Origin of the sequence: Arsenicicoccus sp. UBA6765 (assembly GCF_002453335.1) — a bacterium.
Classification (GTDB): domain Bacteria; phylum Actinomycetota; class Actinomycetes; order Actinomycetales; family Dermatophilaceae; genus Arsenicicoccus; species Arsenicicoccus bolidensis.
In genome coordinates this window covers 105,935-130,376 of sequence record NZ_DKGR01000041.1, presented here as the reverse complement: position 1 = coordinate 130,376, position 24,442 = coordinate 105,935, and the positions used below count along the sequence as shown (strand labels likewise).

The following is a 24,442-nucleotide window of genomic DNA, read 5'->3' as shown; positions in this document are numbered from 1 at the left end:
CTCGTCTCCGCGACCGTCGTCCACAGGCGGCCGCCGATCGTCCGACGGCCCGCCCCTCGCCCGCCAGACTGGGCCCGGCGAGGGAGGAGACCCCAGATGACGGTGGCGGACATCGACCCGACGGAGGTCGTGCGCGAGCTGATGGGCGCGCACCCGCACGAGTGCGTCGTGTGCTACGTGGGACGCATGGTGCAGCGGTTCGACTGCGACGGGTCGTGGCGGTGGGTCGAGACGTGGCGCGAGCAGCGGGCACCGCGCGCCAGCCGTCTCGAGCGTCGGCTCGGTGCGCGCGGGGCGTCGTGCGACTGCGAGCTGCAGCTGCGGGCCTACGAGGTGGAGCCACGAGCGCTCGCCGTGTCCTGGGACGGCCCGATCGCGTCGGTCGGTCACTGCCTCGAGGTCCGGGCGGGATCGACGCAGCCGTGCCGCCTCTGGCGCCTGGCGCAGCGCAACTGGTGGGCGGGGGAATGCCATGCGCCGCAGACGTGTTAGGCCGACATCGTCCTGACCGAAGGAGCACCCGTGGAGGACCTGCGCTACCTGCAGCTGTCGATGGCCGAGCACCTGTTCGAGGAGAAGAAGTACACCTCGGCCGCCCACTCGCTGTCCGACCTGCTGGATTCCGAGCCCGACAACGTCGCCGTCCGACTCCTCCTCGTCCGCGCCTACTACCACTCGGCCCAGCTCGGTCGGGCCGAGGAGCAGCTCACCGAGCTCGTCGGCCGAGCCCCGACGGACGACTACGTCCGGCTGCTGCTCGCCCGCACGCTCGAGCGTCAGGGGCGAGGGGCCGAGGCGGCCACGCAACGGCGGATCCTGGCGGCGCTGACCGGCGACGACAGCCACCTGGCGTCGACCCCGGAGAACAACAGCCACCTAGCGCAGACCCGGGAGCCGGTGGCGGAGGCGCCCTACGAGGCGCCATCGGGGCACACCCGTGGCGAGGGCTCCCCGGAGGCGCCGGACGCCGGCCCCGGGACTGCCTCGTGACCATCGTGGGTATGCCGAGCCGCATGACACGCACCCCCAAGCGCATCCTGATCGTCGTCACGAGCACCCCCCGCTACACCTCTGCCGGCTACCGCACCGGGCTGTGGCTGGGGGAGCTGACCCACTTCTACGACGTCGTCACCGACGCCGGCCACGAGGTGACCATCGCGAGCATCGACGGAGGGGCCGTGCCGCTCGACCCCGAGAGCCTGTCCACGATGATGCTCAAGAGCGGGGGCACCGGTGTGCGCTACGCCGACCCGGCCTTCATGTCCCTGCTGGACGACACCGTCCGGGTCGAGGACCTCACGGCGGACGAGTTCGACGCCATCTACCTGACCGGCGGCCACGGCGTGATGTTCGACTTCCCGACCAGCGAGGCACTCGGCGCCCTGGTCGCCGATCTCGACGCCCAGGGCAAGGTCGTCTCTGCGGTGTGCCACGGCCCTGCCGGACTGCTCGGCGCCCGTCGCGAGGACGGCGCACCCGTCATCAAGGGACGCAAGGTGACGGGCTTCTCCTGGCCCGAGGAGAAGCTGGCCAAGCGCCAGGATGCCGTGCCCTTCCGCCTGGACGAGGAGCTCAAGGCGCTGGGAGCCAAGTACTCCAAGGCGCTGCTGCCCTTCAAGGACAACGTGGTGCGCGACAAGAACCTCATCACGGGGCAGAACCCCCAGAGCGCGGAGAGCGTCGCCAAGGCGGTGCTCAAGCGTCTGAAGTGACGCCCAGCCGCCCTGAGGCATGTACGGCGAGCGATCGAGAGGATCAGGCGCCCAAGTCGCACCGAGGTTCAGCTGCACCGAGGTTCAGGTGCCCCTAGGTTCAGGTGCCCCTAGGTTCAGGTGCCCCTAGGTTCAGCTGCGCGGAGGTTCAGGCGCCCGCACGCCGCTGTGGTGGGCCTGCTAGGTGTGCCAGGGCGACGTCGACCAGCGAGACGTGGTCGAGGGCGTGCACCTCGGCCATGGGGAACCACCGGGCCTCGTCCGTGGTGCCCGCGACCTCGTTGGTGAGGATGCCACCGACGACCGTGGCCTCGTGCAGGACCCGCACCGCTCTGAGCGGGCGACCGGATCCGCTCCACCGCTGCTCGGCGGGGATGACGCGGGTGTCCACGGCCAGGAGGGGACCGAGCTCGACCTCGAGCCCGGTCTCTTCCGCGGCCTCGCGCACGGACGCCTCGGCCACCGTCTCGTGCAGCTCGACCCCGCCTCCGGGCAGCGTCCACATCGGGCGCGTCCCTTCGTTCCAGAGCGCGAGCAGGAGGCGGCCCTCATCGTCGACGATCACGCAGTAGGCCGCGAGCCGGGTGTCGTACTCGGTGTAATCCGGGTGGCCGGGGTGGCCGGGGTCCCCCGTGCGATCACCAGCACTCGATCCGTCCACCACGGCCGGACCTACCCGTCCGCGCGCAGGGCGTGGACCTGGCTGTAGCCACTGTCGAGGTCGGTGATGCGCACCTGCACGATCCCGTGCTCGTCCAGGGTGTAGCGCTCCTCGACCAGCGGGCCGTCGTCCCGACGCTGCACGGGGACGCGGGTCAGGTCACGGCCGTCGCGCAGGACGGGGTCGAAGGGGAAGAGAACCTCGGCGAAAGGGACGAGATCTCCGGTGGGGCCACCGTGCTCGTCGAGGTCGGTGTGCTCGACGTAGCGGTACCACCCGACGTCGTGGGCCGCGCGATATCGACGGGTGGCCGTGCGGCAGCCGCTCGGTTCGAGGACGTCGGTGCGCCCGAGGATGGGGTCGAAGCCGACGGCCTCCCCGTCGCGCAGCTCTCGGAAGACGCCGAAACCGCGCGACAGCCGGTCCCGGAGCGAGTAGCCCGCGTCGTCGTCGGTCGCGATGGCCAACCCGATGGCGGTGGACGCCGCGGGCAGCGGTGAGCGGTGAACTCGCCGACCGAACCTTTCCTTGAGCAGCCGCGGGACGAGAGGCAGGCCGCTCGCACCCCCGACGAGATAGATGCCGGCCACGTCGTGCAGCTCGTCGACGTGGTCGTCGGCGTCTCCCATCAGCGGGCCCATGGCGTCCACCGTCTGCTCAACGAGCGGTGTGGCACGGCCGTAGAACGCGGTGACAGGGACACCGACCTCGGTCCCGGCGACCTCGAGGGTCAGGCGCCGGGTCTGGGGTGACAGGTGCTCCTTGAGCTCTCTGGCCTGCTCCAGGAGGTCGTCGCGGTCGGGGGCCGAGAGGTCGTCCACCCGCTGGTGGATCGACTCGGCGGCCAGGTCGGCCAGGAGCAGGTCGAAGTCGTCGCCACCCACGTGGTTGAGACCCACCGTCCCGAGCACCTCGTGGTGGGTGCCCGCGACGTCGACCACCGAGGCGTCGAAGGTCCCGCCGCCGAGGTCGTAGACGACGACGCGGGTGCGGTTGCGGGTGATCTCCCGGCGTCTGCGGTGCGTGAACTCGAACCCCGCGGCCGAGGGCTCGTTGAGCATGGCGACCACGGTGAAGCCCGCCCGCCGGAAGGCCTCCAGCGTCAGGAAGCGCTGCGGTCCGTGAGCGTGGGCGGGGACCCCGACGGCCGCCTGCAGCTCGGAGTCAACGGTCAGCTCTTCGGACAGGCTCGACTGCTCGACCAGGGCCGTGCGCAGAGCAGCGGCGTATGCCGTCAGCAGCTCCAGCACGGGGACCTGCCTGGTGCCGACGGTGACGGGTGTCTCGGCTGTCACGTCCGGGGCTGCCAGCACCCGCTTGAAGGACCGCGTCAGCGGTGCCCCGGCTCGAGCGGCCGCCAGCGCCTCGAAGCCGAACACGAGCCGGTCATCGTCCAGCGCGACCACCGACGGCAGGTGCTCGTGCGCCTCGCCGTCTCCGTCGTAGAAGGTGACGACCGGATAGTTGCCGCGGTCGGCCGTGGCGACGATGGTGCGAGTGGTGCCGAGATCCACGCCGAGCTTCATGCGAACAGCCTAGTGAGCCCGGGCCGACGACGAGCGGGCCGTCTCAAGGCCCTGGAGAGCAAGCCGCCTCACCTCGCCGCACCCGACGTGTCAGCGCCCCGCGGGCGTGATCCTCAGCGGGATGCGGCGGGTGCCGAAGTCGCCGGGCTGGTCGGCATACCGGCCCGGGAGAGAGATGCCGCAGCGCTCGCACCGGCCCTGCTCGTCGAGCCGGTAGCCCGTGATGGTGTAGCCGGCGCGCTCGATCACCGCTGAGCCGCATCCGGGACATCGCGTCGTGTCGCCCTCAGGGTTGCGCGCGTTGCCGGTGTAGGCGAAGTGCTCGCCGGCGTCCGTCGCGATGCGTCTGGCGCGCTCCAGGGTGTCGACCGGAGTGCGCGGCACGTCTCGCATCCGGTTGTCGGGGTGGAAGGCCGTGAAGTGGTGCGGCAGGTCCGGGCCGAGCTCTGCCACGACCCACCGGCACATGCGCTCGATCTCGTCGTCGCTGTCGTTGTGCCCCGGGATGAGCAGCGTGGTCAGCTCGACCCACACGTCGGTCTCGTGGACCAGATAGGTGAGGGTCGCGAGCACCGTGTCGAGACGCGCGCCGGTGACCCCGCGGTAGAACTCGGGGGAGAAGCCCTTGAGGTCGACGTTCGCGGCGTCCATGGGCGCGAAGAAGTCGCGACGTGCCTCGCCCTGGACGTAGCCCGCGGTCACGGCGATCGTCCGGACCCCGCGCTCGTGGCAGGCGTGCGCGACGTCGATGGCGTACTCCGCGAAGATCACCGGGTCGTTGTAGGTGAAGGCCACCGAGGCGGCCTGCCAGTCGCGGGCCGCGTCGGCGATCTGTGCGGGGGAGGCGTCGTCCTGCAGGCGGTCCATCTCGCGGGACGTGGAGATGTCCCAGTTCTGGCAGAAGCGACAGCCGAGGTTGCACCCCGCGGTCCCGAAGGACAGGACGCTGGTGCCGGGGTAGAAGTGACGCAGCGGCTTCTTCTCGACGGGGTCGAGGCAGAACCCGCTGGAGCGCCCGTAGGTCGTCAGGTGCAGCTCGCCGCCCTCGTTGCGACGCACGAAGCAGTAGCCGCGTTGCCCCTCGCGCAGCGTGCACTCGCGGGGGCACAGGACGCAACGGACCCGCCCGTCGTCGGTGGCGTGCCAGTAGCGGGCGAGGCTGCTCACGGCTCCTCCTCGAAGGACGTGACGCTGTATCGGGAGAGGCGCACGCCATCGTCCCAGTGGTCCCGGGGCAGGCCCGCCTTGGCGCGCAGGCTGCGCAGGAAGTCCAGGGGGTCGGTGAGCTGGTCCCACACTTGTGGCAGGTAGGTCGCGCGACGACCAGCTGCCTCGAGGACCACCCCGTCCACCCGCGGCCGCAGGGCGAGCACCGCGTCGCGCTCCGACGTGACCTGGATCGGTTCGGGGACCGACAGGACCGACACCTCGATGGCGAGGTGCGGCGCCTCGTCGGGCCCGACCGGCGGGAAGCGCGGGTCCGTGCTGGCCGCCGCCACGGCGTTGGCGCGGACGTCGTCGAGGAGCGGTCGGTATGCCGTCAGCGTGCCGATGCAGCCGCGGAGGCGGCGGTCGAGGTGCAGGGTCACGAACGAGGCGCCGTCGTCGAGCAGCCACCTCTCCCGGGTGGGGCCGTCCAGCGGGTCGGGGAAGTCGGCGTCGGACTGCCGGGCGGCGATGCCGAGGCGGCCGTGGATCGCGCCGCGTGCGACGGCGAGGAGGACGGGGCCGGCGTCGGCCGGGACGGTGGAGGTCATGGCCCGGCCTCCACGAATGCCGTCTCCTCGAACGCCTTCTCCTCGAGCGCGAGGGCCGCGTAGCCGACGACCCGGTCGCGGTCGCCTGCCGTGTCGCCGGACGAGCACGACGCCAGCGCGCGGATCGTGCCCCCTCGGCGGCGGGCGTGCTCCATGAGGCCGTTGATGGGGGTCGCGCCGCAGGCCTGCTCGTGGTCGAGGTCGCCCCTCAGGGCGGTGACCTGGTCGATGGTGTCGCGATCGAGGCGACGGGCGGCGTCATACGGCAGGTAGTGGGACAGGTCGGAGCTGATGACGACGACTGTCGCCGGATCGTCCAGCAGCGCGTCGACGACGTCGGCGACCTCGGAGGGAGTGGCGCGACCGACCGCGAGCGGGACGAGGTCGGCCTGGGGGAGCAGCCGCTGCAGGAAGGGCACGTGGACCTCGATGGAGTGCTCCGGGGCGTGGGCCTCGTCACTGACGACGACCTGGGGCAGCGCTGCCACGGAGGGTGGCACGATCGCCCGGGCCTCCCCGAGAGGGGTGCTCCACGCCGAGGCGCTCGAGGTCGCGACACCACGGAGGGGCACGCGGTGCGTCGGGCCCAGCACCGCGACCCGCTCGATGCCGTCGCGACGGAGGTGGCGGTAGGCGACCGCGGCCGTCGACCCGGAGTAGACGTAGCCGGCGTGCGGGGCGATGACCGACCACGCGCCGAGCCGGATCGGTGCGGTGGCCGCAGGCGAGGCGGTGCGTGACGGGTTCGGGCCGGAGTATTCAGTGGGCGGCGAGTCAGCACGCAGCGGGTCCGTGTGCGGCACTCGTGACGTGCCCGACGTGCCGGCCTCGGCCAGCAGCTGGTCCACCAGCTGCTCGAGGACCGCGGGCTGGGCGGGGTAGAACGTGCCCGCGACGGCGGGTCGTCGCACTGCCATGCGTCCCAGCGTAGGCCGGGCTCGTGGCCGGCGGGGAGATGTGTCGTGCTCGGGACGCGCTCGCGGTCCGGGTCAGGTCGTGGGTTGCGGCAGCGGGTGCTGGCACTGGTCGTCGAGCGGGAGCGAGGTGTGCTCGTGCGTGATGCGCGGGCCGCCATCGCCGGGCTCCCACACCTGGGTGAACCGGGAGACGATCTCCGCGCGCCCGCCCTGGCGATCGTCGGCGGCGTAGAACGCCAGCCCGGAGATGACGACGAGGTCGTCGGAGCCGGCGACCCGTGGTTCGCGGATCTCGCAGATCCCGTTGCCGGACAGGTAGCCGAACCACTCGACGACGGCGGCCCGCCACTCGTCCTTGGAGGGATACTGCCAGGCCGACGTGCCGTCGAAGACCCGGACGTGGTCCGCGTAGAGCTCCAGCAGCCCGTCGACGTCGATCGAGGCGACCGCCTGCTCGTAGGAGGAGATCAGCTGGGTAGCATCCATGCTCATCATGTGAACACCGTATACATCCGTGACGATGCCGCACAAGACCCCTGCCCCCAGGGCCGACCGTGAACGACCGGCGGTGAGCTAGCGAAGGTCCGGCGAGAGCAGCTCGTAGAGCTGGTGGTCCTGGTAGGTGCCCGCGATCATGACGTACTTGCGCGCCAGGCCGTAGCGTTGAAATCCGTTGCGCTCCAAGACCTGCTGCGAGGCGAGGTTGTGCAGCAGGGTGCCGGCCTCGAGGCGGTGCAGCTGCCACTCGCCGAAGGCAAGGTCCGACAGCTCGGCCACGGCACGCGTCGCCAGCCCCCGTCCGGTGAATCCCGCGCCGAGCCAGTACCCCACGCTCGCGTACTGCCCGGCGCCCCGGACGATGTTGTTGAGGGTGATGCGTCCCGCGATCCGCCCGCGCTCGTCCGTGACGACATAGGGGCCCATGCGGCCACCATGGCGCTCGGCGAGGGCCAGGCGCACCATCTCGCGCTGGCCTTCCTCGGTGTAGAAGCGCTCCGGGCGCGCCGGCTCCCACGGCGCCAGGTGCTCTCGGCTCGTGAGGACCAGCTCGGTCAGAGCGGGCACGTCCGCCAGGTCGAGGGGCCGGATGACGGTCATGGGGCCATCATCTCAGCGAGGTCTGGGGCGTTGCAGGCGCACGAGGACCTCGGCGTGCGCGGTCTGGGGGAACATGTCGAACAGCCTTGCCGCGGTGACCTGCCAGCAGGGCATGTCCGCCAGGTCGCGCGCCAACGTGGCGGGGTTGCAGCTGGAGTAGATCACGGTGGAGGCGGGAGACTCCTCGAGCCAGCGGGCGAGCGGGCCACCGATCCCGCGTCGTGGGGGATTGACCACGACCAGATCCGGACGCGAGTCCGCTTCCAGGGCAAGGCTGGTCGCGTCGCCGTCGATGAATCGGGCTGTGCCGAGACCCAGCTCGTCGGCGCTGCGGCGGGCGCTGCTGATCGCCTCGGGTGAGACCTCGATGCCCAGCACCTGGATCGACCGACCGGACGCGCAGGCCCGGTCGGCCGCGTGGAGCGCGAATCCGCCCACGCCGCAGTAGAGGTCCCACAACGTGCCGACCTGCGCGTCGAGGACCCAGTCGCCCGCCTGGGCGTACAACGACTCCGCGACAGAGGTGTTGGTCTGGAAGAAGCTGCGGGTGCCGAGGTGGAGCGTCACGCCGGCGACAGGCATCGGCAGGGTATCGGCCTCGCTGAGAAGGACCTCCTCGTCACCCTCGAGCACGGCGGCGTGGCGGGGCTGGAGGTTGGCCGACAGGACCCGGATCTGCGGCAGGGCCTCGAGCAGCACCGGGACGCCGCGTCGCAGACGACCCAGCTGGTTGGTCGAGCGCAGCACGAAGCGCACCATGAGCTCGCCCGTGGGGGAGTGGGTGACGAGGAGATGCTTGAGCTCGCCCTGGCGTCCGCGCACGTCATACGGCTGGAGCCCGAGACGGGGGACGACCTCGGCGAGCGCCAGCGCCGCCTCGTGCAGCCCGGGTTCGTAGAGCCCGCATCCGCGCAGGTCGACCCCCGCCCCGCCGGCGTCCAGGATGCCGAAGGTCGGCGCTGCCGTGGTGCCCGCCACGACGAGCTTCGCCTTGTTGCGGAACTCGCTCTCGCGACTGGGTCGGGGGTCGAGCCACGCGTCCTCGGGGACGTGGCCCGCCAGGACGTCGGCGACGGTGCGCTGCTTGTCGGCGAGCTGCTCGGTGTAGGGAACGCCCATGAAGGTGCACGACCGGCACCGCCCCGCGTCGAAGTAGTCGCACTGCATGGCGGCAAGGCTACGGGCAGCTAGGCCAGGCCAGCTCGCGCTCGCTGTCGAACCTGCGCCGCGTCCCGTCCACGGGATCGACGAACGCCAGCGTCCGGGCCAGGAGGCGCAAGGGCTCGCTGACGTCGTCGACGGCGTCGGGCAGGACGGTGGGATACAGCGGGTCGCCGACGATGGGGATGCCGAGGGACGCCAGGTGCAGGCGCAGCTGATGCGTCCGTCCCGTGCGGGGCGACAACCGGTAGCGTCCGAATCCGCCACGCACCTCGACCAGCTCGACCGCGGTCTCGGCGTTGGGTGGCGCGTCCGGGACCTCGCGGGCCGTCAGGACATCCCGGTCCTTGACGATGTGGCTGTGCAGCGTGAGAGGCAGGGTCAGATCAGGGCGGAGCGGGGCGATGGCCTCGTAGGTCTTGACCGGGATCCGTTGCTCGAACATCCGTTGGTAGGGCGCCCGCCAGCGTCGCTCGGTCGTGAGGACGAGCACCCCGGCGGTCAGTCGGTCGAGCCGGTGAGCGGGTCCGAGCTCGGGTAGATCGAGCGTGCCGCGCGCACGGACGACCACCGACTGAGTGACGTGGCGCCCGCGCGGGATGGTCGAGAGGAAGTGCGGCTTGTCCACCACGACGATCCGCTCGTCCTGGTGCAGGACGGTGAGCTCGCCTGGCACGACAGGCTCCTCGCGCAGGTCACGGTGGAACCACACGAAGGTGTGCGGGCGGTAGGGCTCGTCTCCGGTCCAGGGGTGACCATCGTCGTCCACGAATCGCTTTGCGGCCAGCATCGATTCGACATCGACCTCGTCAGGGAGCTTGTGCCGTAACCAGTCTCGCATCGTCTCCCAGGGGGCGACCCGGCCCGGATCCCGGTCCGGAGTACGCACCCAGGCCGACTGCAGCCCGTGGCGGGGCGGGAGCGGGGAGCGGGGAGGCACCGGGTCATCATGCCTGTTCCGGCCCGTCATGCCCGTCTAGGGTGGCGTCATGACGCAGACCCAGGGTGCCGCGACGTTCATCATGCTCGAGGGAGGCGCCGAGGGCGCCCTCGACCTGTATGCCGAGGCCTTCGGGGGTGACTGGGTCGCGGGGCTGGTGGCTCGTCGTGAGGGTGATCTGGGGCAGGCGACCGGGCCGGTCCTGCACGCGTCCGCCGAGCTCAAGGGCCACCGCGTCATGGTGGTGGACTCGGGGGTCTCCCATGCGTTCGGCCTGACCCCGTCGATCTCGCTGTGGGTCGACTGCGCGGACCAGGCCGAGCTCGATCGGGTCTGGGACGTCCTGGTCGATGGCGGGCAGGTCTACATGCCGCGCGGTGATTACGGATTCGCGCCGTACTTCGGGTGGGTGGGGGACCGCTACGGCGTGACCTGGCAGCTGTGCGTGGGCATGGCCGCCTGACCCCGGCGCGGAGGCACCAGGGCACACGGCAACGGGTCAGGTCGCCAGGTCGTGGTCGCCGGGCGGATCGGTCTCCGGCCGGTTCACGCCCGGCGTCTCCCCGTGCGCCTCGACGGAGTCGCCTGCCGGTGGTGTCCGGTCAGGGGTGCCTGTGGCGTCCGCCGGGTCGGGCGGGCCAGTTGCGTCTGCAGGTCGGGGTGCGGGGCGCCACCCGCCCAGGACGTTGACCACGTCCCACTCGACCCGGCCGCCGTCGGGGGTGACGCGTCCGGTGATGTCGTGCCGGTGGACGAACCGGTGGTGCGGTCCGCACAGCAGGGCGAGGTTGTCGGCGTCGGTGGCGCCACCGTCGGCCCAGTGGACGATGTGGTGGACCCGTGACCAGGAGGCGGGGTTGTCGCAGCCGGGGAAGCTGCATCCGCCGTCGCGCACCTCGAGCGCGCTCCGCTGCCCCTTGCTGGCCAGACGCTCCGTCCGTCCAAGGGTCAGGGGCTGACCACCCTCACCCAGCCAGACGGGCGTGACCTCGGCATCGCAGGAGAGCTCGCGGGCGTAGGCCGGAAGCAGGTGGGTGCCGAGGTCGTCGACGGCGGCCACGGGCGTGGTGCAGTCGCACGGCTCCCCGGTGGGCCGCCAGAGCCCGAACATGTCCTTGGCCCGATGCTCGCACGGCCGGGCGAGCGCATCCAGCGGGAGCGTGAGGTTGACCCTGGTGCCGGCACCCATGGGTCCGGTCACCGTGGAGGCGCCGACGAGCTCCGCCATCCGCATGAGAGCGTCCAAGCGGCGCTCGCGGGGGAGCCGGGTGTCGATCTGGCCGGGCTCGGGGTTGGGGACCGGCGCCGACAGAGCCGTGAGGGCGGCGTCCAAGGTGGCCTTGTCGGTCGGGGAGAGCAGGCCCTCGAGGCGATAGAGCCCGTCCGGCATCTCGGTGAATCCGGACAGGCCGCGCTGGGCGGCGTGGTGGCTGCGGGTGCGTTCCTCGCTGTCGAGGGTGCCGTAGCGGGCGAGCATGTCGGTCTTGAACCGGGCCAGCGAGCGCCGGCTGGTGCACTGGCGGGCGAGGGTCGTGGCGGCCTCGGCGATCTCGTCGTGCATGGCCGGGTCGGTGGCGGTGCGCAGCTCGTCGAAGACAGAGGCGGCGCGGCCCGCGTCGCTCGGAGTCACGTCACCCGTCCTGAGCGCGTCGCGGAGCCCGGACAGTACCGGCCGGGTCGTCGTGTCGATCGCCCGTCGGATGGCGTGCGCGTCGGTCTCGGTGAGCGCGGCGCCGGCATCGGTCAGCCAGGCGGCCGCGCCAGTCGACCCCGACTCGCGGATCACACCCCGCTCGCCGGCCTCGATGGTGACGGCGCACGCCAGGCCCCGCGCCGCCGCAGCGACCTGCGTCGCGGTCACCGCCAACCCGGCCAGATCCATGGACTGGACCGAGCTCACCCCAGCACCGAGCACGCGCAACGCCTCCAGGGCCCCGTCGAGGGTGCCCCTTGCCGCGAGAACGTCGGTGTACGTCATACGACCACGGTATCGAACGATACATCGAAAATATAGAGCGTTTGACCCTGATAGCCATCATTTGACCGTATGCCGATCAGCCGCCACGACCTGTGAGGTCGACGTCATCTCGCACCCGCGAGGCGAGGGCCCCAGCGCCAGAGGCTCACGGCCGCCGCCAGACGTACGGCGTCGTCGTGGTGACCTTCACGAAGCCGGAGCGCTCGAGGATGGGGCGGGAGTGCTCGGTCGAGTCGCTGTGCAGCAAGGTCGCGCCGCGCCGCAGCGCCGAGCGTGCCCGCGCCGCCGTCAGGGCTCGATAGATCCCTCGCCCACGCCACTGTGCGAGCGTCGCCCCGCCCCAGAGGCCGGCGAACTCGGTGCCCACGACAGGCTCGATCCGACCGGTGCACACGACCAGCCCGTCGATCTCGGCGACCCACAGCTCCAGGTCGTCGCGCCCGAGCGCCAGGCGGTCGAGCAGCTCATCGGCCATCCCCGGGACGGCTTCGCCGAAGGCCTCGTCCGCGGCCTCGCACAGTCGCCGCACGTCGGCCTCCGACTCGACCCGCCGCAGCTCGACGGCCGCCCCGTCAGGCAGGGGCACGTCCACCGCGAGCTTCGCAGCCTCGCCGATCATCACGGACTCCGGTGCGCCCGGGACGAACCCCTGGGTGACCAGGGCGTCGTGCAGTCCTGGCGCCACGTCGTGGCCGCGAGTCTTCCACTCCACCCTGGTGATTCGTTCGTCCGAGCGATAGTGCTCGAGCGTCTCCTGCACCAGCTGCTCGATCCTGGCCGCGTCGAGCCCGCCCAGGTCCCGGTAGGTGACGAAGCCGCGCACCCCGCGATACACCCCCCAGAGGACGGGCCCGTGCCGTTCCTTGGTGCCGGCCGAGACGAGCTCGGCCTCGTCGCGGAGCTGGGCGTCGTACCGGGCGAGCAGGTCCGCGGGGGAGAGGTCCGTCATGGGGGTCAGCCTGGCCCACAATGGGGCGACGACAAACCCGATCTGCGAGGAGCGCCCGATGATCACGATCACCGTCAAGTGGGACGTCAAGCCGGAGTACGCCGACGACTTCCTCGAGCTGACACGGGAGTTCACCGAGGCGTGCCGCGCCGAGCCGGGCTGCCTGTGGTTCGAGTGGTCGCGCTCGTGCGACAACCCCAACGAGTACGTCCTCATCGAGGCCTACAAGGACGCGCAGGCCGGCAAGGAGCACGTGGAGTCCGGCCATTTCGCCGAGGCCATGAAGACGCAGGGGAAGTACGCCGCCACACGTCCCAAGGTCATCTCGTTCGAGAAGCCCGGCACCGGCTGGGACGAGCTCGGTGAGATCGAGATGCCCTGAGGCTCAGCAGGACCCAGGCTCAGCCCGTATGACGGAGCTGGTCACCGCCGCCCGTCCGGCCCGACGTCACGATCGGTGACGCGAGCCGCCGGGCTGCGGGGAGCCGGCGCGTCAGTCATGCGTGCCGCGTCCGCCTCGCGCTCGGTCCGTGATCGCGTCGGCGACGTCGTCGGGGTTGCACTCGGGGAGCCAGTGCCCGGCGTCGAGCTCCACGAACCGGTAGTCCGCGTCGACGAGCGCAGCCGTGGCCTCCGCGGCGGCGCGGCCGAGGGCGACGTCGTGGCGTCCCCACACGTAGGTCGTCGGGACCTGGACCTGCGAGGACCGCTGCGCAGCAGCACCGTTCGTCGAGCCGGCACTCCTCGCCGCGGCCCCACGCCCGTCAGCAACCTTTCTCGAGCCGAGACCGCCGGACGTCAGCGACCGCCAGGGGGCGCTTGCGCGGTACCAGCCGATCGGGCCGCGCAGGCTCGCCGGGGTGGCGAAGCGGGCGGCATACCGCTGGGCGTGGTCGGCGGGCAGGCCGGCGCTGGTCAGGAACCGCAGCATCGACCGGGACAGCACCCGCTCGGGCAGGCCGGGCACCTGGAACGCCAGCATGTACCAGCTGCGTCGTGCCTGGTCCGGCGTCCGCATGGCTCGCTCCATCGCCGCGGGGTGGGGCGTGGACAGGACGGTCAGGGACAGCAGGCGGTCGGGTGCCGACAGCGCGGTGGCCCAGGCGACGGCACCTCCCCAGTCGTGCCCGACCAGGTGGACGCGCCCGGCGCCCGACGCGTCGACGAGGGCCAGCACGTCGCGCACGAGCTCGCTGACGCGGTAGGCGTCGTTGCCGGCCGGCGACGCGGCGGGGGAGTACCCCCGCTGGTTGGGCGCGAGGGTCCGGAAACCCTTGGCGTGCAGGCGTTCCGAGACCGCCGTCCAGGCCGTCGCGTCCTCGGGGAAGCCGTGCAGCAGCACGACCACCTCGCCGTCGCGCGGCCCGCTGTCGATGACCTCGAAGGTCAGCCCGGCGCGGGTGAAGGAGTGCAGGGGAGGGGTGTCGACGTGATCCGTCATGGTGGGCGCCGTTCGTCGTCGAGAGTCTGGCCATGGCCACCCTAGTCCGGCAGACTCGTGCCGGTCCGACGTCACCGACGACGTCCACCGACGTCCACCGTCGCCCACCGACGAACCAGCGAGGCCACCATGTCCCGTCCTGTGCACTTCGAGATCCACGTCGACGACCTCGACCGCGCGATGGCGTTCTACGCCGCGGCGTTCGGCTGGAGCTACGAGGACTGGAGCGAGTTCGCCGGCCTGCCCTACGCCGGCGTCACGACCGGCGAGGAGGGCACGCTCGGCATCAACGGTGCCCTCATGCAGCGACAGGGCCCGTCGCCGGCGGCCGACGGCGCGGTCAAGGGCGCCGTGCTGACCATGGGCGTCGAGGACTACGACGAGTCCGAGCAGCGCATCCTCGAGGCGGGCGGGACGCTGGCCCTGCCCAAGTACGCCCTCCCCGGGATGGCGTGGCAGGGCTACTACCTCGACACCGAGGGCAACGTCTTCGGCATCCACCAGCCCGACGAGGACGCCCGCTGACACGGGCGCCCTCGCGCTGGGTGGTTCGGGTGGGTCGCGGTACGGCTGCTCAGCTGCCGTCGCCGAGGGGCGTGACGTCCGGCTGACCGGCGCCGGGCTCGTCCGAGCCGGTCGCGGCAGCCTCGCCGGGCGTGCCCTCGCGCACCACCTCGAGCTGCACCTTGGTCACCAGGGCCGCGACGGCTCCGATGGCGGCGAGCATCGGGGCGGCCAGCGTCAGGACGCCACCCGCGGCGACGCCCATGGTCAGCGGCACGGTCAGCAGCTCCTTGCCGTCCTGGTCCTTGATGACGACGCGCTTGGCGTTGCCGTCCTGGACCAGCTCGCGGACCTTGCCGACCAGCTGGTGGCTGGCCACGTCCATCCGCTCGGTGAAGGTCTGCTTGTCCTGCGGTGCGTCGCTCATGATCTGCTCCCCCTGGAGGTTGTCGGTGGTGATGCCTCCAACCTAGGCAGGGGGCCTGGGGGCTCGCACTCGGGGACGACCCTGGCCGGACCCCCGGTCAGCCCGTATGCCGGGCCCCGGCCGCCACGGGGGTGCTGCACGTCGGCGGGGTCCAGTCCTGCTCGGGTCCGTACCGGTGGCCGTGACCGTCTCCGGGCGCGAGGGAGGACAGGGTGTCCACGGCGGCCCCGCCGTAGCTCACCCACGGCAGCCACAGCGCGCCGGCCCAGCGCAGCGGCCGGTGGGTGGCCGTGCCGGGGACGAGGTGCACGATCGGGTCGTCGGCGTTGGCGAGGGCCCGCTCGCGGGCGATGCCGAGCGTGCCCCCGCCCGGCACGCCGCACCACAAGGATCCGCACACGTGTGAGGCCCGCGCGTGATCGGCGAGGGCCGCCTGCCCCGCCAGGGCGCCGAGCGACTCACCGTAGACGTAGAGGGCGGGGCGTTCCCCGGCCGGCAGCTCGTCGATCCGCGCGGCGACGGCGTCGACGACCGCCCGCGCCGACGCCGCGCTAACGTCGCGCTCGGCGAGCAGGCTCAACCAGCTGGGCGAACGGTCGTACTGCACCGCCACCGTCGCCACCCCCGCGCCGAGCTGTCGCTCGAAGCCCTCGATCGCGTTGCGGTTGACCCAGCCGCTCCCTGTCGGGACCACGACCACGACCGCGCGGCGTCCCCGGACCCCGGCCTCCACGAGGCGGGACGCGGCGAGCCGGGCCGCCTGCTCGGGCGCGGCTGCCTCGCCGACGTCCGACACCCGCACGAAGACCCGACCGGACCCCACCGAGGACCGTTGCAGCATCGCGTGATGGGCGTCGAGGTCCTTGTCCAGCAGGCCGAGCACCGGCCCCTGCACCGCCCCCGACCCCGCCGCCAGCCCCAGCACGAGCATGATGACGCCGCACCCCCCCGTCACGAGCAGCCGCACCCGAGGCCGCAGGGCGCGCAACTGGGAGACGCCGACCCTGACCCCGAGCCCGACCCCACGAGCCAGCCCCGTCAGCAGGAGCGCCACGACGACGGCCAGGGTCACGACCGCCGGCCAGTAGGTCCCGTCAGGACCCGCCATGTCCAGGCGCAGCGCGAGGCTCTCCTGGTAGCGGTGGCTTGACCCGACGCCCACCGCCGCGAGACCGCTGCCGACCGCCAGGGCGCGGCCCCGGCCGATCGGCAGCGGCCGGCGAGGGGGCAGGCGGCGAGGGGGCAGGCGGCGCCATACGAGCCGCACCACCCCACCAACCCCGAGGGCAACGGCCACCAGCACCCCCGTCAGCGGCCCCTGCACGACGGCGGGGCGAGGGAGCAGCGAGGGGGCCAGGGACACCAGGACCGCCACCGCGACCAGCGCGGAGGTGAGGGCGCCCGGCAGGCGGGCCCGCAGCGCAGCCGCCACCGCGCGACGGCGCCGACCCGGCAGCGTCAGCGTCCCCACACCCAGCACGCCGGCGGTCGACGCCGCCAGGGACGCCTGGACGGCCGGCGTCTCCTGGGGCACGCCTCCGAGCTGCCGCCAGGAGTTCAGGGCGACCACCGACGAGGCGACCTGCGCGCTCACGTCGCACGCAGGGTTCCCCGTGGCCGCGCAGGCCCGCTGGAGGCGGACGCGGAGCAGCTCGTCGATCGAGGTGCGGGCCCAGCCGCCGAGAGGGCGCCCGGTCAGCGCGGCGTGCCGCAGCAGGTCGTAGCCGAGGTCGTGCTGGCGGCAGGCCGGCTCGAACGTGCGGGGGAGCGGGACCGGGGACGAGCAGTCGCCGTCGGGACGCACCAGCTCGCCGTCCTGCAGGACCGGTTGGTAGCCGAGGGTGGCCTCGAAGTCGTCCGGGACCGCCCGCAGCGCCTGGGTGCCGGTGCTGGTCGTGAGGGCCGTCACGGCTCGGCCGGCGGGCGACGACGGCGGGGCGACGTCGGAGCCTCCCCGCACGAGGTTGACGAGCGTCAGGGCCAGCGCGGCGGCGATGACGACCAGCAGGACGGCGAGGACACGGGGCGGAGGACGAGTCATGGCTGTGACGCTAGGAATTCGCGACGAGCGGCGGATCGCCCGCGAGTGCCGTGAGCGGCCCGCCGCTGCGGCGGGGTGGGCGAGCCCTCTCACCGTGGAGGGTCGGTCCTGTCTCACCCGCCGGTATGACGACGCGGCCGCCGTCCGTGCGTACTGTCGAAGCGTGACCAGGACGCGTGAACGGCCGTGGAGGCGCCCAGCGCCGCCGCGCGCCCCGGCGAGGCTGGCCCGCGGCGGGATCCGTCGGATCTCGGCGGTCAGCGTGCGGGCCCTGTCCTACTGGCTGTGGGCCCTCACCCTGCTGCTGTTCACGATCGCGTGGCCGACCCTGTCGCTCACGCACGACGTGCCGACGAGCCTGCGTCCGGTCGTCGCCGCTGCCGGGGTCGCACCGCTCCTGCTGCTGCGACGCCATCCCTTCCTGGGGTGGGCGCTGTGGTGCGCGGGCGGCATGGTGGTGCCGGTGCTGTTCCGCCGCCAGCCCGGCTACGACTTCCCGTGGCAGGTCACGGCGTTCCTGGTGCTGCTGGCCCTGCTCGTGGCCGTCGGGGTCCGGGAGAGCCGGCGTGCCCTGGTCACGACCTGGGTCGCCACCACCGCCCTGTGCATCGCCTTCCTGCCGGGAGAGCTCGCCCCCGGCTGGGTCTTCGGCCTGACGGCGGTCCTCGGCGTGGGCCTGCTCGCCCGCTGGCTGCTGCGGTCCCAGCGCGAGCTGGCCCAGCAGACCGAGCTCGGCGAGCTCGAGCGCGCTCGCCGCACGATCGCCGAGGAGCGCACCCGCATCGCCCGCGACCTGCACGACGTGGTCGCCCACCGCATGTCGATGGTCGTCGTGCAGGCCCAGAGCGCGCCATACCGGCTCGGCGGGGTGGATCCGCAGGTGTCCGTCGAGTTCACCGCCATCGCCGACCAGGCCCGGGAGGCCCTCAACGAGGTCCGTGGGCTGCTGGGCGTGCTGCGCAGCGACGGGCAGCTGGCCGAGGACGTCCCGCAGCCCGGCATCGCCGACGCCCTCGAGCTGCTGCGGGAGGCGCGCGAGGCGGGGCTGGACCTGCGCTGGGACGTCGAGGGCGATCCGGACGGGTGCGGGACGGCCACCGCGATGGTGACCTATCGCATCCTGCAGGAGTCTCTGGCCAACGCCTCGCGGCACGCACCGGGCGCCGAGGTGCAGGTGGACCTGGACCTCGGTCCGACCGTCGTCGTGCGCGTCCGCAACGGGCTCTCGTCCCGCACGCCGGAGCCGGGGACGCACGCGGGCAACGGCATCCTGGGCATGCAGTTCCGGGCCGCCTCGGTCGGGGGCTCCCTGAGCGCCGGGCCGTCGGAGGACGGCGGGTTCGAGGTGCGGGCCACGCTGCCGGCCCGGGCCACCGTCCGGGACGAGGCCTAGGCTGTGACCGTGCCAGTCACCGTGCTGATCGCCGACGACCAGGCCATGGTCCGCGAGGGCTTCGGCGCGCTGCTCGCCGCCCAGCGGGACCTCACGGTCGTCGGCCACGCCGCGGACGGCCGGGAGGCGGTCTCCGAGGTCGTGCGGCTGCGGCCCGACGTCGTCCTCATGGACGTCCGCATGCCCGTGCTCAACGGCCTCGAGGCCACCGCCGAGATCGTCTCGCGACGACTTGACCCGCCGTCGAGGATCCTCATGCTCACGACCTTCGACATCGACGACTACGTCTACGAGGCGCTGCGGCTGGGCGCCAGCGGCTTCCTGCTCAAGGACGCCCCCGCCGACGAGCTGGTCCGCGCCGTGCGGGTCGTCGCGGCGGGGGAGTCGCTGCTCGCGCCCTCGATCACCCGCCGGCTGATCGAGGAGGTGACCCGGCGCCGACCCCCGCGACGGGCCGCCACGGGCTCCCTCGCGCGGCTGACCGGCCGCGAGCGCGAGATCCTCGAGCTGGTCGCCACCGGCATGTCCAACGCCGAGATCGCCGCCCGCCTCTACCTCTCGGACCAGACGGTCAAGACGCACGTCAGCAAGGTCCTGACCAAGCTCGCGCTGCGCGACCGCGCCCAGGCCGTCGTGTTCGCCTACGAGAACGGCGTGGTGACCCCCGGGTGACGACGGCCGGGAGGGGCGCGGCCGACGGGATGGCCCGTGGGATGACCGGGGGAGCGGTCGTCGACCTGGGCGTGCACGAGCCGTATGACGCGCCCGGCGTCTTCGCCTTCCTGGCCGCTCGCGCCGTGCCGGGCGTGGAGGTCGCCCACCTGGCGGGCGACCGGCTGACCTATGCCCGGACGCTCCGGACACGTTCTGGCACAGGCACTCTCGGCGTCTCGGCCCGTGCCGCCGGCGCGGGCTGGCGACTCGAGGTGCAGGTCGATACGTCCGGCGGAGCGCAGGAGTCCGAGCTCGTGGACGCGGCACGGCGACTGCTCGACCTCGACCACGACGCGATCGCCGCCGACGCTGCGCTGGCGCGAGACCCGTTGCTGTCGTTGGCGGTTCGAGACGTGCCGGGCATCCGGGTACCCGGTTCGGTCGACGCCGCCGAGCTGCTGGTGCGTGCCGTCGTGGGCCAGCAGATCTCCGTCGCCGCGGCCCGGACGCACCTGAGTCGCCTTGTCCAGGCGGGCGGTTCGGCATACGACGCGCGAGTCCCGGGTCTGGATAGGCTGTTTCCCACCCCGACCCAGATCGCCGAGGTCGTCCCCGATCCGGTGCCCGGGACGGCTCCGGACCCGCAGCGTCCGCTCCGGCTGCCGGGACGCAGCACGGCAGCTGTCCTGACGGCTGCTCGTGACCTGGCCTCCGGTGCACTCGTGATCGACCGCGCGACGGACCCGGTCCTGTTGCGGGAGAGCCTGGTCCAGCGACCGTCGATCGGTCCGTGGACCGCTGCGTACGTCGCGATGCGCGTGCTGGGCGACCCCGACGCCTGGCTCTCCACCGACGTGGCCCTGGTGGCCGGCGCCCGTTCGCTGGGCATGCTCCCGGCCCCCGTGCCCACACGCGAGGCGCACCGGGTCCTGGCCCGGCGGGCGGAGTCCTGGGCGCCATGGCGGTCCTACGCCGTCATGCACCTGTGGCAGGCCGCCGCGCGAGCGTCATCGGACGCAGCAGGGTCACGCCTCCGACGCTAGCAACAGCTGCGGCGCAGGGCTCAGCCCTCGGGAAGCGCGGCGAAGGCCTTCTTGGCGTCGCGGTACCACCCCATGCCCTTGACGGGGTTCTTCCAGCGTCCCCGCATCTCGCGGGCGGCCTCCTCGTGGGCGGTGTCGCCGCCGGCGACGGCGTCCTTGAGGTGCTGGTCCTGGGCGTGGATGACGTCGTCGGCGGTCTCGCCCGTGTGGGTGGTGTCGCAGGGTCCGCCGAGCTGGCGGCAGGTCATGTTCTTCACGGTCTTCACGATCGTGCTCCTTGTTGGTCGCTGTGATGGTGCGGTGATGCTCTGGTGACGACAGGCGGCGGCCGAGTGTGACCGCCGGGCGTCAACGACGGGTCAGGGCTGCCAGGACGGCCGGGTCGGCCCGGAAGTCGATGCGGTGCACCAGCCCGTCGACGATCGTGAAGTCGAAGGCGACCCGCGCCTCGCCGCGGTGGTACCACGCCGCGCCGGGGCGGCCCTCGAGGAGGGTGGGCAGCGCGGCCCTGGCGGCCCCGTCGAACATCTCCGCCACGGCCCGGCGGCCCTCCAGCCGGGTGGGGGTGCCCGCGGTGATGGCGGCCGCGTCGGCGGCCACGACCGCGTCGGGCGCGAGCAGCTCGAGGAGCCGGGCGTACTCACCCTCGCGGGCCGCGGCGAGGAAGGCGTCCACGACCTCCCAGTCGGCGCGTCGCTCCTCGGCCCGGGGCTGCGTGACCTTGCGTCGCGCACGGGAGGCCAGCTTGCGAGCGGCCGCGTGGGTCGTGCCGAGGATCGCCGCGATCGTGGGGAAGTCGATCGCGAGGGTGTCGTGCAGCACGAACGCCACCCGCTCTGCCGGGGTCAGCCGGTCGAGGACGACCTGCAGCGCCACACCGACGGTGTCGGCGAGGGCGACCTCGTCGGCCGGGTCGGGCGCGGTGGCGGTGAGCTCGAGGTCGTCGACGGGCAGGGGGGTGCGGGCCCGCAGCCGGTCCAGGCACAGTCGCGTGGTCACGGTGGTGAGCCAGGCGGTCAGGCTGTCGATGTCGGCGTCGGTGCCCTGCAGTCGGATCCACGCCTGCTGCACCACGTCCTCGGCCTCGGCGCGGTCCCCGAGCACCCCGCCCGCGATCCGCAGCAGCCGCGGCCGCACCGCCTCGAAGGCGTCCGTCTGGTCCATGGTCGTCACACTCCCATCACGTGGTCCGTCATGGGTAGTGACTCCGGGATCAGCCCAGGTGTGACCGCCTGCCGGTGCGGGGAGGGGCAGGCGCGTCAGGCCTGCCGCGCCGTCGCGTCGAGGAAGGCCCGCCAGTGGCTCTGCCCCTGCGTGAGCCGGCCGCCGACGCCCACGCGCTCGAGGACGTCCTGCGTCGCCGACCGCGTGTCGTCGTCCCAGGACCCGGTCGGTTGTATGTCGAGGCCCCAGACGTGACGGCACATGGCCTGTACGGCCTGGACCTGCACGCGCGAGCCGGGGGAGAAGGCGCTGCCGGCGGGACCGGAGCGGCCGTCGTCGACGTGGATGTGGTTGTGGTGCGCCTGGTCGTAGAGATAGGTCAGGACCGAGGCGAAGTCGTGGTGCAGGCTGGCGGCGAGGCGCCAGTACGAGCGCTCGCGCGCGGCCCGTTCCCCGCCGGTGGCGCTCTGCCACAGGTCGTAGCGGCAGCTGACCAGCTCCTGACCTGCACCGGTGCGGACCCGGGCCAGGTCGAAGGCGCGTCCGGCGTGGTGCCACGAGAGGCGAGGGCGGTCCTCGGCCCTGACCCAGGCGCCATACGACCAGAGCTGGGCCGGTGGCGGTGCGGGCAGGTAGGTCCAGTGCCGGGCCAGGGTGTCGGACAGCCGCTGGGCGAACGCAGGCTCGATCCGGAACCCCGTCGGTGTCCCGGAGACCTCGTAGTAGAGGCGGGCGCCAGCCAGCCGATCGAGGCGCGGCAGCTGCTCGGACGCGACGCCGGTCGGATCGCCCGACGGCGTCGACGGGTCGCTCTCTGACAGCTGGTCCACGGTCTCCTGCAAGGGATCTCGTGCTGCCCACAGGGCCGCGGCGGTCGCGAGCGTCGCGGCGCCGCCGACGAGGACGGCGCGCCGCCCCGGCCTGTGCTCGCGGGAGCTGGTGTCGTCGGGCACGGTGCCTCTGCCTCCTGGGTGTCTGGTCCAGGATGCCCTGCGCGAGGCGGGACGGTGATGACGGCGACGTCAGGCCCGCTCGATTCGCAGCATCGTCCCAGCGGGCCCACCGGGGGTGGCCAGCATGAGATAGAGGTGCTCCCCGTCGGTGGTGAGGTCCCACAGCTTGCCGCCCGTCGTGATCGGCAGGCTGATCGTGGTCCAGGTCGCGAAGTCGGGTGCCGGCTGGAACCCCGCCAGGCCCAGCTCCAGCGAGCTCGAGCTGGGGCCGAGCGTGCTGGCCCGCACGTCCAGGAACGGCTGGGCGCGCAGCACGTCGCCCTGCAGCACGCGGATCGTGCCGACCTGGTCCTGGACGAGGCGGCGGGTCCGGTCGAGGCGCACGACCCGGCGGGGCACGGCCAGCTGGTCCGTCACGACGGCCGTCCGGAGGCCGGGGATTGACAGCGTGGGGAGGGCCGAGGGGCCTTGCGCCGCAGTGGTGCTCGTCGATCCTCCGCCCGCTCCGCTGGAGGACGGGCCCGTGCTGGGGCCGGCCGAGCCTGCGCCGTCCGCGCACGCGGCCACGAGGGCCAGGGTGATCACGGCCAGGGTCGAACGGCGGCGTCGCGACATGCCGACAAGATACTCCGGATCCGTAGCATTGTCTCGGGGTAGCATCCGTCCATGCAGGTCAGGCCGCTCCGCAGCACTCCGCTCCTCGACGCATTCGTGCTGGATCGAGCGGTCGGCGAGCTGATGGCCGTGGCCCTGGCCGACCTGGAGCTGGATGGTCCCGACTACGCGATGCTGAGCGCGATCCTGCTCACCCCGGGGACGACGGCGACCGAGCTGGCGGGGCGGTTCGGCATACCGCTCACGACGATGTCCGACTGGCTGGCGTCGGCCGCCAGGAGGGGGTGGGTCGTCAAGGAGCGCGGCCGGACGGACCAGCGCCGGCAGGAGGTGCGGCTGACCCGTGCGGGGCAGCGGATCCACGACCGCGCGTATGACGCCTTCGGCCTGGGCTACGTGCGCGTCCTTGCTCACCTGGAGCGTGATCCGGACGAGGTGCAGGCGGTGCTGCAGGACCTGATGACTGCCGTCAGGGCGGCGGCCTCCGAGCTGCGGCAGGAACGACCCTCGCCCCGCTGAGGACGTCGTGGGGCTGACCCTGCTGCTAGGAGGGGTGCCCGAGGAGGCGCCCGACGGCGGTGTGGACGAGCGGGCGCACCTCGTCCTCGTCGAGAGGCTGGTAGAGCAGCTGAGCCGCGAGGCCCTGCGCCAGGGCGAGGACGAGGTGAGCGGTGGCGTCCGGATCGATGTCGCGGCCGATCTCGCCCTCCGCCGTGGCGCGGCTGACGAGGGAGGCGAGCAGCCCACGGATCTCGTCGTCGCCGGCGGCGATGGTGGCACCGATGGAGCTGTCGTGTGCCGCACGCTCGGCGAAGGCAGCGCCCTGCAGCGTCAGGGCTCGTCGCCGCTCGTCCAGGGGGAGGGTCGAGACGACGAGCTCCACGAGCCAGGTCTGCAGCGTCGGCCGGCCGGGCTCCCCCGGAGGCGTGCCGACCCCGGCGCGGAGCCGCTCGAGCATGGCGGCCTCAGTCTCGCCCTTGCTGGCGAAGGCTCGCTGCACCGCCCCGAGGGACCAGCCGGACTCCGCGGCGATCGTGCGGAAGCTGACCGCCGCGCTGCCGTCCCGCGCGACGATCGCGAGGGCGGCGTCGGCGAGCTCCGCCTGCCGCTGCGTGAGGGGCATGACGTCCAGGGTAGTCACGCCGCGACGCCGGCCAGGGGAGTGGTGGCGGTGGTGACCACCTTGGCTAGTGAATACGAGCGTATTCGCCCTGCTGCATACGGTCGTATTCAGCGCAAGAGGTGTGCCCATCGAGGGACCGCGCTGGGGCGAGGCGGGTGCGCCGCGCGTCGGGGGTACCGCCTGACCCATGACAGGCGTACGGTCAGGGGAAGGAGCCGCTGGCTCCGCTAGGGAGTGGCCATGTCCGACAAGTCCCCGCGGCACTCGTTGTCGCAGAAGAGCACCAAGTCCCTCAAGGAGAAGCGGCGCGAGAAGAAGGCCGCTGAGAGTCCGGCGAGCCAGGTCGACAAGGCGATCCACCCCAAGCGCGGCTGACTCGCGGGGT

General features: G+C 72.6%; 30 protein-coding genes. 11 read left to right on the top strand and 19 right to left on the bottom strand.

The features are described 5' to 3' along the window. The first annotated feature begins 96 nt into the window (after positions 1-96). Genes B4K29_RS11690 through B4K29_RS11680 form a run of 3 tightly spaced genes read left to right on the top strand, consistent with a single transcriptional unit; the run spans position 97 to position 1,712 of the window. Complete coding sequence (locus tag B4K29_RS11690) at positions 97-492, top strand: DUF2695 domain-containing protein (protein ID WP_029210588.1); 396 nt, start codon at positions 97-99, stop codon at positions 490-492. Positions 493-522: 30 nt separating this feature from the next. Further along, positions 523-990, top strand: a complete 468-nt coding sequence (locus tag B4K29_RS11685; RefSeq protein WP_019285812.1) for a tetratricopeptide repeat protein — start codon at positions 523-525, stop codon at positions 988-990. 23 nt (positions 991-1,013) lie between these two features. Next, positions 1,014-1,712 carry a type 1 glutamine amidotransferase domain-containing protein gene (locus B4K29_RS11680; protein ID WP_239262353.1) on the top strand — a complete coding sequence of 233 codons (699 nt, stop codon included), beginning with the start codon at positions 1,014-1,016 and terminating at the stop codon, positions 1,710-1,712. A 148-nt stretch (positions 1,713-1,860) separates the two neighbouring features. Here the strand turns inward: B4K29_RS11680 and B4K29_RS11675 are convergent, their stop codons facing one another. The 9 genes from B4K29_RS11675 to B4K29_RS11635 form a co-directional block, all read right to left on the bottom strand. Then, positions 1,861-2,376 (bottom strand): NUDIX hydrolase, encoded by a 516-nt coding sequence (locus B4K29_RS11675; RefSeq protein ID WP_019285814.1) that lies wholly within the window; start codon positions 2,374-2,376, stop codon positions 1,861-1,863. Between the two features lie 8 nt (positions 2,377-2,384). Then, positions 2,385-3,899: an Hsp70 family protein gene (locus B4K29_RS11670; protein WP_029210590.1), complete on the bottom strand. Its 1,515-nt coding sequence runs from the start codon at positions 3,897-3,899 to the stop codon at positions 2,385-2,387. 90 nt (positions 3,900-3,989) lie between these two features. Continuing rightward, the gene (amrS, locus tag B4K29_RS11665) at positions 3,990-5,066 is read right to left on the bottom strand and encodes an AmmeMemoRadiSam system radical SAM enzyme (protein WP_239262351.1); all 1,077 of its coding nucleotides are present in this window, start codon (positions 5,064-5,066) and stop codon (positions 3,990-3,992) included. Continuing rightward, entirely contained in the window at positions 5,063-5,656 is a 594-nt protein-coding gene (gene amrA / locus B4K29_RS11660) for an AmmeMemoRadiSam system protein A (protein WP_019285817.1), read from the bottom strand. The genes amrS and amrA overlap by 4 nt, the downstream gene beginning before the upstream one ends. Further along, positions 5,653-6,573 (bottom strand): AmmeMemoRadiSam system protein B, encoded by a 921-nt coding sequence (amrB, locus tag B4K29_RS11655; RefSeq protein WP_286959488.1) that lies wholly within the window; start codon positions 6,571-6,573, stop codon positions 5,653-5,655. Before amrB ends, amrA begins: the two co-directional genes overlap by 4 nt. 72 nt (positions 6,574-6,645) lie before the next feature. After that, positions 6,646-7,068: a YybH family protein gene (locus B4K29_RS11650; RefSeq protein ID WP_084412465.1), complete on the bottom strand. Its 423-nt coding sequence runs from the start codon at positions 7,066-7,068 to the stop codon at positions 6,646-6,648. A gap of 78 nt (positions 7,069-7,146) precedes the next feature. Then, on the bottom strand, positions 7,147-7,671 hold the full coding sequence (locus tag B4K29_RS11645; protein ID WP_029210594.1) for a GNAT family N-acetyltransferase: 525 nt from the start codon (positions 7,669-7,671) through the stop codon (positions 7,147-7,149). A 12-nt stretch (positions 7,672-7,683) separates the two neighbouring features. Continuing rightward, a complete protein-coding gene (locus B4K29_RS11640; RefSeq protein ID WP_029210595.1) occupies positions 7,684-8,838 on the bottom strand; it encodes a methyltransferase domain-containing protein in 1,155 nt (384 codons plus the stop codon). 10 nt (positions 8,839-8,848) lie between these two features. After that, entirely contained in the window at positions 8,849-9,622 is a 774-nt protein-coding gene (locus tag B4K29_RS11635; protein WP_286959387.1) for a pseudouridine synthase, read from the bottom strand. A gap of 199 nt (positions 9,623-9,821) precedes the next feature. On the opposite strand from B4K29_RS11635, the gene B4K29_RS11630 reads away from it, so the two are divergent. Then, positions 9,822-10,235 carry a VOC family protein gene (locus B4K29_RS11630; RefSeq protein ID WP_019285823.1) on the top strand — a complete coding sequence of 138 codons (414 nt, stop codon included), beginning with the start codon at positions 9,822-9,824 and terminating at the stop codon, positions 10,233-10,235. Between the two features lie 36 nt (positions 10,236-10,271). Here the strand turns inward: B4K29_RS11630 and B4K29_RS11625 are convergent, their stop codons facing one another. Together B4K29_RS11625 and B4K29_RS11620 are read right to left on the bottom strand one after the other, a co-directional pair. Beyond that, complete coding sequence (locus B4K29_RS11625; RefSeq protein WP_286959388.1) at positions 10,272-11,750, bottom strand: HNH endonuclease signature motif containing protein; 1,479 nt, start codon at positions 11,748-11,750, stop codon at positions 10,272-10,274. Positions 11,751-11,895: 145 nt separating this feature from the next. Continuing rightward, the gene (locus tag B4K29_RS11620; RefSeq protein WP_286967374.1) at positions 11,896-12,699 is read right to left on the bottom strand and encodes a GNAT family N-acetyltransferase; all 804 of its coding nucleotides are present in this window, start codon (positions 12,697-12,699) and stop codon (positions 11,896-11,898) included. Positions 12,700-12,757: 58 nt separating this feature from the next. On the opposite strand from B4K29_RS11620, the gene B4K29_RS11615 reads away from it, so the two are divergent. Next, positions 12,758-13,081 (top strand): putative quinol monooxygenase, encoded by a 324-nt coding sequence (locus B4K29_RS11615; protein ID WP_019285826.1) that lies wholly within the window; start codon positions 12,758-12,760, stop codon positions 13,079-13,081. Between the two features lie 111 nt (positions 13,082-13,192). Here the strand turns inward: B4K29_RS11615 and B4K29_RS11610 are convergent, their stop codons facing one another. Beyond that, positions 13,193-14,140 (bottom strand): alpha/beta fold hydrolase, encoded by a 948-nt coding sequence (locus B4K29_RS11610; protein WP_286967372.1) that lies wholly within the window; start codon positions 14,138-14,140, stop codon positions 13,193-13,195. A 129-nt stretch (positions 14,141-14,269) separates the two neighbouring features. Here B4K29_RS11610 and B4K29_RS11605 point away from each other — a divergent pair, with 129 nt between their 5' ends. After that, a complete protein-coding gene (locus B4K29_RS11605) occupies positions 14,270-14,665 on the top strand; it encodes a VOC family protein (protein WP_037214151.1) in 396 nt (131 codons plus the stop codon). A gap of 49 nt (positions 14,666-14,714) precedes the next feature. On the opposite strand, the gene B4K29_RS11600 is transcribed toward B4K29_RS11605, so the two are convergent. Both B4K29_RS11600 and B4K29_RS11595 read right to left on the bottom strand, forming a co-directional pair. Then, positions 14,715-15,071, bottom strand: a complete 357-nt coding sequence (locus tag B4K29_RS11600; RefSeq protein WP_029210602.1) for a DUF4342 domain-containing protein — start codon at positions 15,069-15,071, stop codon at positions 14,715-14,717. A 97-nt stretch (positions 15,072-15,168) separates the two neighbouring features. Then, positions 15,169-17,112, bottom strand: a complete 1,944-nt coding sequence (locus tag B4K29_RS11595) for an alpha/beta-hydrolase family protein (RefSeq protein ID WP_286967371.1) — start codon at positions 17,110-17,112, stop codon at positions 15,169-15,171. Positions 17,113-17,275: 163 nt separating this feature from the next. On the opposite strand from B4K29_RS11595, the gene B4K29_RS11590 reads away from it, so the two are divergent. From B4K29_RS11590 to B4K29_RS11580, 3 genes are read left to right on the top strand one after another with little or no spacing between them, the layout of a single operon-like run. After that, positions 17,276-18,505, top strand: coding sequence for a sensor histidine kinase (locus B4K29_RS11590; RefSeq protein WP_084412469.1), 1,230 nt, complete (start codon positions 17,276-17,278; stop codon positions 18,503-18,505). Between the two features lie 9 nt (positions 18,506-18,514). Further along, the gene (locus B4K29_RS11585) at positions 18,515-19,177 is read left to right on the top strand and encodes a response regulator (protein WP_029210605.1); all 663 of its coding nucleotides are present in this window, start codon (positions 18,515-18,517) and stop codon (positions 19,175-19,177) included. Positions 19,178-19,218: 41 nt separating this feature from the next. Next, the gene (locus tag B4K29_RS11580; RefSeq protein ID WP_239262322.1) at positions 19,219-20,202 is read left to right on the top strand and encodes a DNA-3-methyladenine glycosylase family protein; all 984 of its coding nucleotides are present in this window, start codon (positions 19,219-19,221) and stop codon (positions 20,200-20,202) included. 20 nt (positions 20,203-20,222) lie between these two features. Here the strand turns inward: B4K29_RS11580 and B4K29_RS11575 are convergent, their stop codons facing one another. The 4 genes from B4K29_RS11575 to B4K29_RS11560 all read right to left on the bottom strand — a co-directional run bounded on the left by B4K29_RS11575 (position 20,223) and on the right by B4K29_RS11560 (position 22,934). Beyond that, positions 20,223-20,468, bottom strand: coding sequence for a hypothetical protein (locus tag B4K29_RS11575; protein ID WP_286959480.1), 246 nt, complete (start codon positions 20,466-20,468; stop codon positions 20,223-20,225). Between the two features lie 82 nt (positions 20,469-20,550). Further along, positions 20,551-21,366 carry a sigma-70 family RNA polymerase sigma factor gene (locus B4K29_RS11570; RefSeq protein WP_019285836.1) on the bottom strand — a complete coding sequence of 272 codons (816 nt, stop codon included), beginning with the start codon at positions 21,364-21,366 and terminating at the stop codon, positions 20,551-20,553. A gap of 95 nt (positions 21,367-21,461) precedes the next feature. Further along, on the bottom strand, positions 21,462-22,319 hold the full coding sequence (locus B4K29_RS11565) for a hypothetical protein (RefSeq protein WP_286959479.1): 858 nt from the start codon (positions 22,317-22,319) through the stop codon (positions 21,462-21,464). A gap of 69 nt (positions 22,320-22,388) precedes the next feature. Further along, positions 22,389-22,934, bottom strand: coding sequence for a hypothetical protein (locus tag B4K29_RS11560; RefSeq protein ID WP_286959437.1), 546 nt, complete (start codon positions 22,932-22,934; stop codon positions 22,389-22,391). 51 nt (positions 22,935-22,985) lie between these two features. Between B4K29_RS11560 and B4K29_RS11555 the strand changes: the two genes are divergently transcribed. Further along, a complete protein-coding gene (locus B4K29_RS11555) occupies positions 22,986-23,453 on the top strand; it encodes a MarR family winged helix-turn-helix transcriptional regulator (RefSeq protein WP_286959438.1) in 468 nt (155 codons plus the stop codon). Between the two features lie 25 nt (positions 23,454-23,478). Here the strand turns inward: B4K29_RS11555 and B4K29_RS11550 are convergent, their stop codons facing one another. Next, positions 23,479-24,057 carry a TetR/AcrR family transcriptional regulator gene (locus tag B4K29_RS11550; RefSeq protein WP_286959446.1) on the bottom strand — a complete coding sequence of 193 codons (579 nt, stop codon included), beginning with the start codon at positions 24,055-24,057 and terminating at the stop codon, positions 23,479-23,481. Between the two features lie 240 nt (positions 24,058-24,297). Here B4K29_RS11550 and B4K29_RS11545 point away from each other — a divergent pair, with 240 nt between their 5' ends. Then, positions 24,298-24,432, top strand: a complete 135-nt coding sequence (locus B4K29_RS11545; RefSeq protein ID WP_286967369.1) for a hypothetical protein — start codon at positions 24,298-24,300, stop codon at positions 24,430-24,432. The last annotated feature ends 10 nt before the right edge of the window (positions 24,433-24,442 follow it).